The sequence below is a fragment of the Falsiroseomonas bella genome (assembly GCF_003173615.1).
Lineage (GTDB): Bacteria > Pseudomonadota > Alphaproteobacteria > Acetobacterales > Acetobacteraceae > Falsiroseomonas > Falsiroseomonas bella.
Window position 1 is genome coordinate 1,531,457 of record NZ_QGNA01000001.1, and the last position, 13,647, is coordinate 1,545,103.

At 71.1% G+C, this 13,647-nt stretch carries 14 protein-coding genes; 13 read left to right on the forward strand and 1 reads right to left on the reverse strand.

Annotation, left to right across the window (positions count from 1 at the left end; all coding sequences use genetic code 11):
• The first annotated feature begins 29 nt into the window (after window positions 1-29).
• The 13 genes from puhA to bchJ all read left to right on the forward strand — a co-directional run bounded on the left by puhA (window position 30) and on the right by bchJ (window position 12,797).
• Window positions 30-812, forward strand: a complete 783-nt coding sequence (puhA, locus tag DFH01_RS07195) for a photosynthetic reaction center subunit H (RefSeq protein WP_109869644.1) — start codon at window positions 30-32, stop codon at window positions 810-812.
• Entirely contained in the window at window positions 809-1,483 is a 675-nt protein-coding gene (gene puhB, locus DFH01_RS07200; RefSeq protein WP_109869645.1) for a photosynthetic complex putative assembly protein PuhB, read from the forward strand. Before puhA ends, puhB begins: the two co-directional genes overlap by 4 nt.
• Window positions 1,484-1,486: 3 nt before the next feature.
• Complete coding sequence (puhC, locus tag DFH01_RS07205; RefSeq protein ID WP_109869646.1) at window positions 1,487-1,936, forward strand: photosynthetic complex assembly protein PuhC; 450 nt, start codon at window positions 1,487-1,489, stop codon at window positions 1,934-1,936.
• 4 nt (window positions 1,937-1,940) lie between these two features.
• Complete coding sequence (locus DFH01_RS07210; RefSeq protein WP_109869647.1) at window positions 1,941-2,261, forward strand: O2-dependent cyclase accessory protein; 321 nt, start codon at window positions 1,941-1,943, stop codon at window positions 2,259-2,261.
• Window positions 2,258-3,334, forward strand: a complete 1,077-nt coding sequence (acsF, locus tag DFH01_RS07215; RefSeq protein WP_109869648.1) for a magnesium-protoporphyrin IX monomethyl ester (oxidative) cyclase — start codon at window positions 2,258-2,260, stop codon at window positions 3,332-3,334. Before DFH01_RS07210 ends, acsF begins: the two co-directional genes overlap by 4 nt.
• A 15-nt stretch (window positions 3,335-3,349) precedes the next feature.
• Window positions 3,350-4,144 carry a putative photosynthetic complex assembly protein PuhE gene (puhE, locus tag DFH01_RS07220; RefSeq protein ID WP_109869649.1) on the forward strand — a complete coding sequence of 265 codons (795 nt, stop codon included), beginning with the start codon at window positions 3,350-3,352 and terminating at the stop codon, window positions 4,142-4,144.
• Window positions 4,145-4,265: 121 nt separating this feature from the next.
• Window positions 4,266-5,477: a 5-aminolevulinate synthase gene (hemA, locus tag DFH01_RS07225; protein ID WP_109869650.1), complete on the forward strand. Its 1,212-nt coding sequence runs from the start codon at window positions 4,266-4,268 to the stop codon at window positions 5,475-5,477.
• Between the two features lie 74 nt (window positions 5,478-5,551).
• Window positions 5,552-6,598, forward strand: a complete 1,047-nt coding sequence (gene bchI, locus DFH01_RS07230) for a magnesium chelatase ATPase subunit I (RefSeq protein ID WP_109869651.1) — start codon at window positions 5,552-5,554, stop codon at window positions 6,596-6,598.
• Entirely contained in the window at window positions 6,595-8,352 is a 1,758-nt protein-coding gene (locus DFH01_RS07235; protein WP_109869652.1) for a magnesium chelatase subunit D, read from the forward strand. Before bchI ends, DFH01_RS07235 begins: the two co-directional genes overlap by 4 nt.
• A 3-nt stretch (window positions 8,353-8,355) precedes the next feature.
• Window positions 8,356-9,282 carry an alpha/beta fold hydrolase BchO gene (bchO, locus tag DFH01_RS07240; protein WP_109869653.1) on the forward strand — a complete coding sequence of 309 codons (927 nt, stop codon included), beginning with the start codon at window positions 8,356-8,358 and terminating at the stop codon, window positions 9,280-9,282.
• Window positions 9,283-9,298: 16 nt separating this feature from the next.
• Window positions 9,299-10,339, forward strand: coding sequence for a phytoene/squalene synthase family protein (locus tag DFH01_RS07245; RefSeq protein ID WP_109869976.1), 1,041 nt, complete (start codon window positions 9,299-9,301; stop codon window positions 10,337-10,339).
• 75 nt (window positions 10,340-10,414) lie between these two features.
• Window positions 10,415-12,115: a magnesium-protoporphyrin IX monomethyl ester anaerobic oxidative cyclase gene (bchE, locus tag DFH01_RS07250; protein WP_109869654.1), complete on the forward strand. Its 1,701-nt coding sequence runs from the start codon at window positions 10,415-10,417 to the stop codon at window positions 12,113-12,115.
• Window positions 12,116-12,209: 94 nt separating this feature from the next.
• On the forward strand, window positions 12,210-12,797 hold the full coding sequence (bchJ, locus tag DFH01_RS07255; RefSeq protein ID WP_109869655.1) for a bacteriochlorophyll 4-vinyl reductase: 588 nt from the start codon (window positions 12,210-12,212) through the stop codon (window positions 12,795-12,797).
• Window positions 12,798-12,800: 3 nt separating this feature from the next.
• On the opposite strand, the gene DFH01_RS07260 is transcribed toward bchJ, so the two are convergent.
• Window positions 12,801-13,583 (reverse strand): DUF2189 domain-containing protein, encoded by a 783-nt coding sequence (locus DFH01_RS07260; RefSeq protein ID WP_109869656.1) that lies wholly within the window; start codon window positions 13,581-13,583, stop codon window positions 12,801-12,803.
• Window positions 13,584-13,647 lie beyond the last annotated feature (64 nt).

The following is a 13,647-nucleotide window of genomic DNA, read 5'->3' on the forward strand; positions in this document are numbered from 1 at the left end:
CTCAACGCTCTGCTCAACGGAGGTCCACCATGCAGGCGCCGACAACGGTCTTCCAGGACCTGGCAGCACTCTCGCTCTACATCTTCTACGCCTTCTTCTTCCTGCTGGTGCTCTGGCTGCACCGCGAGGGCAAGCGCGAGGGCTACCCGCTGATCTCCGACCGGGAAGGCCGCGAGCTGCGCGCCCCGATCGAGGGCTTCCCGGCCACGCCGGAGCCGAAGCGCTTCATCATGGCGCATGGCCATCACGACGTCCTCGCTCCCGGCCCGCGGGAGGAGCGGGACATGGACCCGCTGATGACCGCCTATGACCCGTTCCCGGGCGCCTCGCAGGTGGCGACCGTGGATCCCATGCAGGCGGGCATCGGCGCCGCCTCCTACTCGCTGCGCGCCGACACGCCCGACATCACCTGGGACACCCAGGAACCGAAGATCGTGCCGCTCCGCGCCGCGCCGGGTTGGCACATCGCGGAGGGAGACCCTGAGATCCGCGGCCGGCCCGTCTTCGGCCTGGACGGCAAGATCGCCGGGACGGTGGTGGATCTCTGGGTCGACAAGTCCGACGTGCTGCTCCGCTACGTCGAGGTCGAGGCCATCGGCAGCGGCAAGCGCGTGCTGATCCCGATCGGCCTCGTGCATTGGTGGGGCGACGGCCCGGTGAAGTGCGACACCGCGACCTGCGCACAGATCGCCGCGGCACCGACCACGGCGCACCCCGAGCGCGTGACGCTGCGCGAGGAGGACCGCATCAGCGGCTACTTCGGCGGCGGCGAGCTCTACGCCACGCCCGAGCGCGCAGAGCCGCTGGCATGAGCACGTCGCATCGCCCCACCTTCAGCGAGCACGACAGCGAGCCGGTGCCCGGCCTGCCCGGGCCGCTGCCGGACGGCGAAGCGATCCTCTGGCAGGGCCGTCCGAGCTGGCGGGGCATTGCCCGCCGCGCCATGCACCTCCGCGCGCTCGCACTCTACTTCGCGGTGCTGGCCATCTGGCGCGCGGCGCTGCAGTCCGCGGACGGCGCAGGCCTGGCCGAGGCCGCGCAGGGGATGGGCTTCATCCTGCTGCTGGGCATTGTGCCGATCGCCCTTCTTGCGGGCTATGCCTGGTTGTCGGCGCACAGCACGATCTACACCGTGACAACGCGGCGGATCGTGGTGCGCACCGGCGTCGCGCTGCCGATGACGGTCAACATCCCCTTCGCGGTGATCGGCAGCGCCGGCGTGGCGCAGCACGCGGACGGCACAGGCGACATCCTGCTGCAGGTGATGCCCCCGCACCGGATCTCCTGGCTGGCGCTTTGGCCGCATACCCGGTCCTTCCGCGTCATGCGGCCGCAGCCGATGCTGCGCGCCGTGCCGCAGCCGGACAGCGTGGCGCAGATCCTGGGCCGGGCTCTGGCATCGGCGGCGGCGATGCCGGTGCAGCCGATCGCCGGGCGCAAGGCGAACCAGGCGGCCGAGCGTCCGGCCGAGGCGATGGCCTAGGCCATGGCGCAGGCGCTCTCCCGTCCGGCCTTCCTGCCCCGCGGCATGCTGCTGGCCGCCGTGGCCGTCGTGGGCGGCACGCTGCTGCTCGCCTCGCTCGGCCACCGGGCGCCGGTGAACCCCGCGGTGACAGGCGAAAGGCCCGTCGCCACGCGCGACCTGCGCTTCGCCGATCGCGACGACGGCGCCGTGGTGGTCAGCGATGCACGCAGCGGCGCCGTGATCGAGGTGCTGCCGGGTGGCAGCGAGGGCTTCGTGCGCGGCGCCATGCGCGGCCTGGTGCGGCAGCGCCGGATCGCCGGGCTCGGGCCCGACCTGCCCTTCCGGCTCAGCACCTGGCCCGATGGCCGCATCACGCTTCTTGATACGGCGAACGGCAATGCGATGGAGCTGCACGCCTTCGGCAGGACCAATGCGGAGGCATTCCTGAAACTCTTGGCAACCGGGGAGTAAAGCCATGACGGACCACTGGGGAGTGGGCCGGGCGATCTTCGGCGGAAAGACCGTCGAGGTGCCTTGCACAGTGGAGATAGAACGGACGGCGGACTACTTCTTCGCCAATGCCATCCCGGAAGGGATCGATCTGCGGCCGGGCGACCGCGTGCTGGTGCACGGCGCGCCCGACCGCATCGAGTTCGGCGAGAAGCTCGCCTTCGCCACCACCGCCACCGTCTACCTGGCAGGCCCGCTGGAGCGGTTCTGGACCCGCTGGTCGGCGCTGTTCGAGCTCACCGAGCTCTATCACTGCGGCTTCGAGCCGAAGGAGGCCGCGGCATGAACGCGATGACGCCGGCGGGTCGCCCGTCCTCCTCTTCCGAGACAACGAAGATGGCGATGACCGAGACGGTCCTCTCGCCGCGCTTTTACACCACCGACTTCGCCGCCATGGACGCGATCAGCGTCGAGCCGGTGCGGGAGCAGTGGGACAAGCTGATGGCGGAGTTCCACGCCGATCCGAACAGGGGCCACTTCATCCGCACGGCCGAGTTCGACGAGTTCGACATCGAGAGCCTGCCCGTGCCGCTGCAGAAGGAGTTCCTGGAGTTCCTGGTCAGCAGCGTGACCGCGGAATTCTCGGGCTGCGTGCTCTATGCCGAGATCAAGAAGCGGGTGACGAACCCGGACATGAAGGATCTGTTCGGCGTGATGGCGCGTGATGAATCCCGCCATGCCGGATTCATCAACGACACGCTGAAGGACATGAAGGTCGGCGTGGATCTCGGCTTCCTGACGAAGGCGAAGAAGTACCACTACTTCCAGCCGAAGTTCATCTTCTACGCGACCTACCTGTCGGAGAAGATCGGCTACGCCCGCTACATCACCATCTTCCGCCAGTTCGAGCGGCGCCCGGAGCTGCGCATCCACCCGATCTTCAAGTGGTTCGAGAAGTGGTGCAACGACGAGTTCCGCCACGGCGAAGCCTTCGCCCTGCTGATGCGCGCCAACCCGGATCTGGTGAAAGGCGTGAATCGCTACTGGGCGCGCTTCTTCCAGCTTGCAGTCTTCGCCACCATGTATGTGCGCGATCATGCGAGGCCGGAATTCCACAAGGCGCTGGGGATGGACGCGACCGAATACGACATGCGCGTCTTCCGCATCACGGAGGAAATCTGCCGCCAGGTCTTCCCGGACACGCTGGACGTGGACAACCCCGCCTTCCTCCGCAACCTGCAGCGCCTGAACACGATCGCCGAAGGGTTGGGGCGCGCCAAGGCGCAGGGCGGCGTTGTCGGCAAGGCGAAGCAGGCCGCGCTCTCGGCCGCAGCGGCTGCGGTCTTCGCGCGGCTCTACCTGATGCGTCCCCGGCGCCATGCGCTGCCGGACGACGCGCGCCTGTCGCCGGCCTGGTAGGGCAGGGGCGCCGACATGGCCGAATACGGGCTTCCCGCGCTCTTCACCCTCCTGCTCTGGTGGTCGAGCACCGGCTTGATCATCTACCTGGACGGGCTGCGGCGGGAGACGTTCCGCTGGACCATGCTCGGCGCCACGACCCTGCTGCTCGCCGGCCTGTTCGGGCTGCATGCCGTGGCCCAGGACACCGGCGTGGCCGCGGCCTGGCTCGGCTTCGTCTGCGGCGTGCTGTGCTGGGCCTGGATCGAGATCGCCTTCCTGACCGGCGTGGTGACCGGGCCGCGGCGGACGCCGATCCCGCCTGACCTCTCCGGCTGGCCGCGCTTCAAGGCGGCGGTCGCGGTGATCCTCTGGCACGAACTGGCGATCGTCGCGATGGCGGCGGCGATCCTGACCTTGACCTGGGGCGCACCGAACCAGATTGGCACCTGGACCTTCCTTGCCTTCTGGGCCATGCGGCAGAGCGCGAAGCTGAACCTGTTTCTCGGCGTGCGGAATCTTTCCGAATCCTTCCTTCCGGACCACCTCCGCTATCTGGAGAGCTACTTCGCGCGCCGCCGGATGAACCTCCTGTTTCCCTTCTCCGTCGTGGCGGGCCTCGTCGCGGCCACCATGCTCGTCCTGGCGGCGGTCTCGCCCGACGCGACGCGGCATGAGGCCGTGGGCTTCACGCTGCTCGCCTCGCTCGTCGTGCTCGGGCTGCTCGAGCATGTCTTCATGGTCCTGCCGATCCCGGCCGATGCGCTGTGGCGCTGGGGCCTGGCGTCGCGCACGCGGGAGGGGCGGCAGGAACCGTCCGGCGCGGCATGAACGAACCGCGCTTGATCCCGATCAACGCGGGCGCGCCGCGCGCCTGCCAGCCTTCCTGTCGCGCTGCGCCGCCGCGCCAGGGACAGTTCCGCTCGGCGTCATCCAGTGACTGGGGGCCACGATGAACTATGAAAGCTTCTTTCGCGCGCAGCTCGATGGTCTCCGGCGGGAGGGTCGCTACCGCGTCTTCGCCGATATCGAGCGCCAGGCGGGCAGCTTCCCGCGTGCCATCCGCCATGATGCCGGCCGTGCGCGCGAGGTGACGGTATGGTGCTCCAACGACTATCTCGGCATGGGCCAGCATCCGAAGGTGCTCGCCGCGATGCATGCCGCGCTCGACCGTTACGGCGCCGGCGCCGGCGGCACGCGCAACATCTCCGGCACCAACCACGAGCATGTCCTGCTGGAGCGTGACCTGGCCGACCTGCACGGCACCGAATCGGCGCTGTTGTTCAACTCCGGCTACATGTCGAACTGGGCGACGCTCTCCACCCTCGCCTCCCGCATGCCCGGCTGCGTCATCGTCTCGGACGAGATGAACCACGCCTCGATGATCGAAGGGATGCGCCACTCCCGTGCCGAGCGCCGGCTGTTCCGCCACAACGACGTCGCCGACCTGCGCCGCGTGCTGGCCGAGCTTCCGCCCGACGCCCCGAAGCTGGTCGCCTTCGAATCGGTCTACAGCATGGATGGCGACATCGCGCCGATCGCCGCGATCTGCGACGTGGCCGATGAGTTCGGCGCCATGACCTATTGCGACGAGGTGCATGCCACCGGCCTCTATGGTGCGCGCGGCGGCGGCATCACGGAGCGGGACGGCGTGGCGCACCGCGTCACTGTCATCGAGGGCACGCTCGCCAAGGCCTTCGGCGTGATCGGCGGCTACATCGCCGGCAGCACGGCGATGTGTGACTTCGTGCGCAGCTTCGCCTCCGGCTTCATCTTCTCCACCGCGCTGCCGCCCGCCGTCGCGGCCGGCGCCCGCGCCGCGATCAACCACCTGAAGCAGAGCAGCGCGGAGCGCGAGGGGCTGCAGGAACGCGCGCGGACGCTGCGCCGCCGCCTGGACGCGATCCAGGTGCCGCATCTCGACAATCCCAGCCACATCGTGCCGGTGATGGTCTATGACCCCGTGCAGTGCAAGGCGATCAGCGACATCCTGCTGGACCACTACGGCGTCTATGTTCAGCCCATCAACTACCCGACGGTGCCGCGCGGCACGGAGCGGCTGCGCATCACGCCCGGCCCGGTGCACAGCGACGCCGACATGGACCACCTGGTCGCGAGCCTGGAGGCGGTTTGGTCGCAATTCAGCCTGAGGCGGGCCGCCTGATGGACGCCACCGGTTCCCAGGGGAGGGGAGCCGGGCGGGCCGCGGAAGTCCAGGACAGCGCCGCGGCAGGTCCGATGCAGTCGCGCAGGGCGGCGAAGCCCGCGGCGCGACCGGTGTTTCCCTTCTCCGCCATCGTCGGCCAGGACGAGATGAAGCTCGCCCTGCTGATCGCCGCGGTGGATCCCGCGCTCGGCGGCGTGCTGGTCTTCGGCGACCGCGGCACGGGCAAGTCCACCACGGTGCGCGCCCTGGCCGCACTGCTGCCGCCCATGCAGGCGGTGGCCAGCTGCCCCTTCGCCTGCGATCCCGCGCGCCCCGCGCAGCTCTGCGAAGCCTGCCGCGCGGCGCCGCGCCGCGTCGCCGTCAGTGTGCCCGTGCCGGTGGTGGACCTGCCGCTCGGCGCCACGGAAGATCGCGTGACAGGCGCGCTGGATATCGAGCGTGCGCTGGCCGAAGGCGTGAAGGCCTTCGATCCAGGGCTGCTCGCCCGCGCGCATCGCGGCTTCCTCTACATCGACGAGGTGAACCTGCTGGAGGACCACCTGGTGGACCTCCTGCTCGATGTCGCCGCCTCGGGCGAGAATGTCGTCGAGCGCGAGGGCATCTCCATCCGCCATCCCGCCCGCTTCGTGCTGATCGGCAGCGGCAACCCGGAGGAGGGCGAGCTGCGCCCGCAGCTCACCGACCGCTTCGGCCTGGCGGTGGAGGTGCGCACGCCGCAGGACCTGCCGACGCGGATCGAGGTCGTGAAGCGGCGCGATTCCTTCGACCGTGATCCGAAGCGCTTCTGCGCGGGGTGGGCGAAGGAAGAAGCGGCGACGCGCAAGCGCCTTCTGGCCGCGCGGCGCCTGCTGCCGAAGGTGAAGGTGCCCGAGGCCACGCTGGAAGCCGCGACGCGCCTCTGCCTCGCCCTCGGCACCGACGGGCTGCGCGGCGAGCTCACGCTGATGCGCGCCGCCCGCGCGCTCGCGGCGCTCGACGGTGATCGCGAGGTCACGCTGACGCATCTGCGCCGTATCGCCTCGCCCGCGCTGCGGCATCGGCTGCGGCGCGATCCGCTCGACGAATCCGTCGCCGCGACGCGGGTGGAGCGCGCCTTGGCCGAAGTGCTCCCGGCGTGACCACGCCCGGCACGGGCGAAGGCGGCAACACAGCCGCCGACATCGTGCAGGCCGCGCTGCTGCTGGCCGTGGATCCCGTCGGCCTCGGTGGTGCGGTGCTGCGCGGCCCGCCCGGAGCCGCGCGCGACGCCTGGCTTGCCACGATGCGCGCCGCCCTGCCGCTCGGCACGCCCTGGCGCCGCCTGCCGCTCGGCGTGCCGGACAGCCGGCTGCTCGGCGGCCTTGATCTTTCTGCGACCCTCGCGGCCGGCAGACCGATCGCGGAGCGCGGCGTCCTGGCGGAAGCAGACGGCGGCATCGTCCTCGCCGCGATGGCGGAGCGCATGGAGACTGCGACCGCGGCGCGCATCTGCGCCGTGATGGATGCCGGCGCCGTGGTGATGCAGCGCGACGGCCTGTCGGACCGGCTGCCCGCGCGCTTCGGACTGGTGGCGCTGGACGAAGGCATCGCGCCCGAGGAAGTCGTGCCCGCCGCGCTGCGCGCGCGCCTCGCCTTCCATATCGCGCTGCCTGAGTCCGCTCCTGCCTCAGCCGGGAGTGACAGAGCGACGCAGGATGCCCGCGCCCTCCTGCCCCACGTCACCCTTGACGACGACGTCGCGGAAGCCCTCTGCGCCGCCGCCGCAGCGCTCGGCATCGACGATCCCCGCGCGCCGCTCTTCGCGTTGCGCGCCGCACGCGCTGCCGCGGCACTGGCTGGCCGCCTCACCGTGAGCCGCGACGACGCCAACCTCGCCGCGCGCCTCGTCCTGGCTTCGCGCGCCACGCGCCTGCCGGCACATGAGGAGGAGCAGCCGGAGCAGCCCCCGCCCGAACCGCCGCCGCCCGACACCAGCGCGCAGAACGAGGACCAGCCCGATCGCGGCCCCGATGAGCGCGACCTGCAGGAGATGCTGGTCGCCGCCGCCCGCGCCGCGCTGCCCGCCGGCCTGCTCGAGGCGCTGCAGCTGCGCGATGCCGCGCGCAAGCGCAACGGCGCGGAGGGCAAGGCCGGCGCGCGGCGCGACCAGGCGCAGCGCGGCCGTCCCGTCGGAACCCGCGCGGGGCAGCTCCGTTCCGGCGCGCGCCTCGCGCTGGTGGAGACGCTGCGCAACGCCGCGCCCTGGCAGCCGCTCCGCCGTCGCGAGCGTCCGCACGGCCCGCCGATCCAGGTGCGGAAGGAGGACATCCGCCTGCGCCGCTTCCGTCACAAGGCCGGCACGACGGCGATCTTCGTCGTGGACGCATCCGGCTCCGCCGCGTTGCATCGTCTGGCGGAGGCGAAGGGCGCGGTGGAGATGCTGCTGGCGGATTGCTACGTGCGGCGGGACCAGGTGGCGGTGGTCGCCTTCCGTGGCCAGCGCGCGGAGGTGCTGCTGCCGCCCACGCCCTCGCTCGTGCGCGCGAAGCGCAGCCTCGCCGGCCTGCCCGGTGGCGGGCCGACTCCGCTCGCCTCCGGCATGGAGGCCGCCGCCGCCATCGCCGCCGACTCCACGCGGCGCGGCCGCACGCCGCTGCTCGTCCTGCTGACCGACGGCCGCGCCAACATCGCGCGCGACGGCACACAGGGAAGGCCCGCGGCGGAAGCGGATGCGCTCGCCGCCGCGGCGCCGATCCGGCTGGCTGGCATCCCGTCGCTGCTGGTGGACACCGCGCCGCGCCCGCATCCCTTCGCGAAGCGCGTGGCGGAGGCGATGGGCGCGCGCTACCTGCCGCTGCCCGCCGCCGATTCCGCGCGGCTTTCCGGCGCCGTCGCCGCCGCCAGGCCTGCGTGACCCATGGTGGACCGCCCCAACTGGGAGCGTGACGGCCGAGACTGGCCGAACCGCGAGCACAGCCGCTTCGTCACCGCCGCCGGGCTGCGCTGGCATGTGCAGGTGGCGGGGGACGGCCCGGACCTGCTGCTGCTGCATGGCACTGCCGCCGCGACGCATTCCTGGCGCGACATGCTGCCACTGCTCGCGCCGCATGTCCGCGTGATCGCGCCCGACCTTCCGGGCCACGGCTTCACCGACCTGCCGCCCGCGCAGCGCCTGTCGCTGCCCGGCATGGCGGCCTCCGTCGCCGCGCTGCTGCAGGCGATGCAGGTGCGGCCGGTGCTGGTCGCGGGCCACTCCGCTGGCGCCGCGGTGGCGCTGCGCCTGGCGCTGGACGGCCGGATCGCGCCCGAGGCCGTCGTGGCCTTCAACGGCGCGCTGCAGCCGCTCGGCGACCGGCACGCGGCCTTCTTCACCCGCGCCGCGCGCATGCTGGCCGGTCTGCCCTTCGTGCCCAACCTGATGGCCTGGCGCGCCTCCAACCGCGCGGTGGCGGAGCGGCTTCTGATGGACACCGGCAGCCGCATCTCCGCCCGCGGCGTGGACCTCTATGCACGGCTGTTCCGCCACACCAGCCATGTCGCCGCCGCACTCGGCATGATGGCGAACTGGGACCTGCAGCCGCTGCTGCGCGACCTGCCGCGGCTGCAGCCGGCGCTGGTGCTGGCGGTCGGCACCAACGACCGCTCCGTCCCGCCTGCCCAGGCGGAGCGGGTGCGCGCACGCCTGCCCGCGGCGCGGATCGTGAAGCTCCAAGGCCTCGGCCACCTGGCGCATGAGGAGCAGCCGCAGCAGGCAGTGGACCTGCTGCTGGCGGAGATCCGCGCGTTCGAGGCAACAAGCATCTCGCCCTCGGTGTCAGAGTTGCCTTACAGTCGGACAGGGTGACGCGGAGGCGATGCCGATGCCGTTCGATGCGCCGGAGACCGTGCATGCGGATCTCGCCGCCTGCCGGGGCCTGTTGGCCGGCGGTTCGAAATCCTTTGCCGCGGCCGCGCGCCTGCTGCCGCGCCGCATCGCGGAGCCCGCGACGGCGCTCTACGCCTTCTGCCGGATCGCCGACGACCTGATCGACGAAGGCGGCGGCGCCGCCGGGATGGAGGAACTCACCGCTCGGCTGGATGGCATCTATGCCGGGGAGCCCGCGGCCCATCCGGCTGACCGCGCCTTCGCTCGAGTGGTCGCCCGCTTCGCGATCCCCCGCGCCCTGCCCGAGGCCCTGTTGGAAGGCCTGGCCTGGGATGCCGAGGGCCGGCAATGCCCGGACGAGCCCGCGCTGGAAGCCTATGCGGCCCGCGTCGCCGCCGCGGTCGGTGCCATCATGACGCTGCTGATGGGCGTGCGCGCGCCGGCGGCCCTCGCGCGGGCCTGCGATCTCGGCGTGGCGATGCAATACACCAACATCGCGCGCGACGTGGGTGAGGATGCGCGCAACGGCCGGCTCTATTTGCCGCATGACTGGCTGCGCGCGGAAGGGATCGAGCCGCGCGACTTTCTGGCCGCGCCGGCCTTCTCGCCCGCGCTCGGCCGCGTCGTCGCGCGACTGCTGCGCCAGGCGGACCTGCTGTATCGCCGCGCCGAGTCGGGTGTCGCGTTGCTGCCGCGCGATTGCCGCGCCGGGATCGGCGCGGCGCGCCTGATCTATGCCGAGATCGGCCGGCAGGTGGAGCGGCAGGGGCTCGATTCCGTCGCGCGCCGCGCCGTGGTGCCGCGCCACCGCAAGCTGCGGCTGATGGCCCGCAGCCTCGGCCTGCCGGCGCCCCGCGCGGCCGACATCGCCGCCCCGCCGCTGCCCGGGACGGACTTCCTGGTCCGCGCCGTCGAGGCGATGCCGGAGGAGGCCGCCCCGTGGCCTGCCGGCGGGTTCCGGGACCGTCTGCTCTGGGCGGTGGACCTCTTCGGCCGTCTCGACAACGCGACAGCCATGACTGTCAGGACAACTTGACACACATCAAGGTCAGGGACGCCCGCTTCGGGTGAGGCTGCCCCATTCCGGCCGGTTGCCGGGGGGAGCGTTCCGATGCGCATCGTCCTGATCCACCCCAACTACCATTCCGGCGGCGCCGAGATTGCCGGCAACTGGCCGCCTGCCTGGGTCGCCTATCTCTCCGGCTACCTGAAGGCCGAGGGCTTCTCGGACATCACCTTCATCGACGCGATGACGAACCACCTGAGCCATGACCAGGTGCGCAACCGTCTGCTGGATCTGAAGCCCGACGTGATCGGCGCCACCGCCATCACGCCGGCGATCTACGAGGCCGAGGCGCTGCTGAAGCTCGCGAAGGAGACCTGCCCGAACGCGGTGACGGTGCTCGGCGGCATCCACGGCACCTTCATGTATCCGCAGGTCCTGGCCGAGGCGCCCTGGATCGACTGCGTCGTGCGCGGCGAGGGCGAGCAGGTGCTGACCGACCTGGTGCGCTGCGTGGACGAAGGCCGCTGGCCGGCCGAGCGCGGGAGCGTGAAGGGCATCGCCTATGCCGAGGACGGCAAGGTGGTCGCCACCCCCGCCTGCCCGCCGATCAAGGACGTGGACCGCATCGTCGCCGACTGGGGAATCCTCGACTGGTCGAAATACATCTACATCCCGATGAACACGAAGGTCGCGATCCCGAACCTGGCGCGCGGCTGCCCCTTCACCTGCTCCTTCTGTTCGCAATGGAAATTCTGGCGCGACTACCGCGTGCGCGACCCGAAGAAGGTGGTGGACGAGATCGAGGACCTGGTGCGCAACCACGGCGTCGGCTTCTTCATCCTGGCCGACGAGGAACCGACGATCCACAAGAAGAAATTCGTCGAGTTCTGCGAGGTGTTGATGGAGCGCAACCTGCCCGTGCTCTGGGGCATCAACACCCGCGTCACCGACATCCTGCGCGACGAGGCGCTGCTGCCGCTGTACCGCAAGGCGGGCCTGATCCATGTCTCGCTCGGGACGGAAGCCGCAGCGCAGCTGAAGCTCGACATGTTCAACAAGGAGACGACGGTCGCGCAGAACAAGAAGGCCATCCAGCTGCTGCGCCAGAACGGCATCGTGGCCGAGGCGCAGTTCATCGTAGGCCTCGACAACGAGACGCCGGAGACTCTGGAAGAGACCTATCGCATGGCGCTCGACTGGGATCCGGACATGGCGAACTGGGCGATGTACACGCCCTGGCCGTTCAACGACCTCTTCAAGGAGCTGGGCGACAAGGTCGAGGTGTTCGACTTCTCGAAATACAACTTCGTCACGCCGATCATGAAGCCGGAGGCGATGGACCGCGCCACGCTGCTCGATCGCACGATGAACAACTACCGCCGCTTCTACCTGCGCAAGACCTTCCTGGGGTACCCGTGGATCCGCGACAAGGTGAAGCGGAAATACATGCTGGGCTGCCTCTGGGCCTTCGCGAAATCCGGCTTCCAGCGGACCTTCTACGACCTCGGGAAGGTCGGCTACTGGGGGCCGCAGTCGAAGAAGAACGTGGACTTCCACTTCGACGAGAGCCGCACGCTGACCGCCGAGGCCGCGCGCGCGCCGCACAACGCCATGTGGAAGACGATGCACCGCCCGAAGGTGAAGCTGCCCGCGGCGAATGCGGCGGCCGCCAAGGCATGCGGCGGCGGCACCGAGCAGCTGGTGGAGGAGGACGAGAGCGCGCGCATGGAGCCGGAGGTCATCAAGGCCTGCGGCGGCGGCACGCAGCAACTGCCCGAATCCGTGAACAGCCCGACGCGGGACTGATCCCTTGTCTCTCTCCCCTGCTGGCGGGGGCTTCGACGCCAAAGGCGTCGGAGGCCGAAGGCTGGTCGGGGTGGGGGCTGCGCCGACTACACGAATGCAGGCAAGCCTGACCGAAGCGGGCCGCATCGGCCCCAACGCCGTGACTCGCCTTGCCGAGGCGCTCGGTCCCGCGGAGGCGCCGGGAATCTTCGCGGCGGCGGGGCTGTCCCATCGCCTCGTCGACCCGCCCGGCCGCATGGTGCCAGAAGCGGAGGTCACCGCGCTGCATCGCGCCGCGCGCCGTCTTCTTGGTGAGGCCGAAGCCGAGCGCGCTGCGCGGGAGGCCGGCCGTCTCACCGCGCTGTACCTGCTCGCCAACCGCATCCCGCGCCCGCTGCAGGCCGTGCTGAAGCGCCTGCCGGCGGGGCTCGCGGCGCGCATCCTCACCGGCGCCATCGGCCGCCACGCCTGGACCTTCGCCGGCAGCGGCCGCTTCCGCGTGCTGCCCGGCCGGCCCATGCGCCTCGAGGTCGCGGGCGGCCCCATCCCGCGCGCGGGCGAGGCCGACCACCCGGTCTGCGGCTACTACGCCGCCACCTTCGAGACGCTGTTCCGCGCCCTGGTCAGCCCGCGAACGCAGGTGGCGGAGGTCGCCTGCGAAGCCATGGGCGCCCCCGCCTGCGTGTTCGAGCTGCGCTGGTAAAGGCTAGACAACCACGGCGCGGTACAGGTGCCAGGTCGCGTGCCCCAGCACCGGCAGCACCACCGCCAGCCCGATGAAGAGCGGCAGCGATCCCAGCAGCAGCAGCACCGCGACGATCAGCCCCCAGCCCGCCATGGGCAGCGGGTTCATCGCGAAGGCGCGTGCTGAGGTCGCCACCGCCTCCGCCACGCCGCCATCGCGGTCGAGCAGCATGGGGAAAGAGATCGCAGTCAGCACGAGCACCGCCGCGGCGAAGCAGAAGCCGACCAGGTTGCCGAGCCAGATCATCCGCCAGCCCTCCGGCGTGCCGAACAGCGCCTCCTGCACCGGCATGCCCGGCGGCAGATGGCCGAGCGTCGCCGCAAAGATCGCATCCGCCGCCCAGAGCCACAGCAGGAACACGCCCACCAGCAGCAGGCCGAGCGCAAGGATGGACCCGATCGCCGGTGAGCGCAGCACGTCGAACACATTCCGCCAGCTCGCTTCCTGCCCGCGCTCCCGCCGGCGGCTGATCTCGTAGAGGCCGAGCGCCGCCACCGGCCCGACAAGGGCGAATCCCGCCGCCATCGGATAGAACAGGTGCATCGCGTCACCGCCCGCCGCGAGCGTCGCGGCGACGAGCCCGATCGCCGGATACAGCACGCAGAGGAAGAACAGCTGCGTCGGCGCCTGCAGGAAGTCGCTCCATCCGCGCCGCAGCGCGGTCCAGAGTGCCGCCGTCCCGATGCGTCGCAACTCGGGACTGGCCGTCTTCGCGTGGGCGGCCGTCCTCAGCACCTCATCCATGCACGCCTCCTTCCCTTCACGGGCGGGTGCCGCGCGTCCAAGGCGCCTGGCGCCCGCTGCGCCA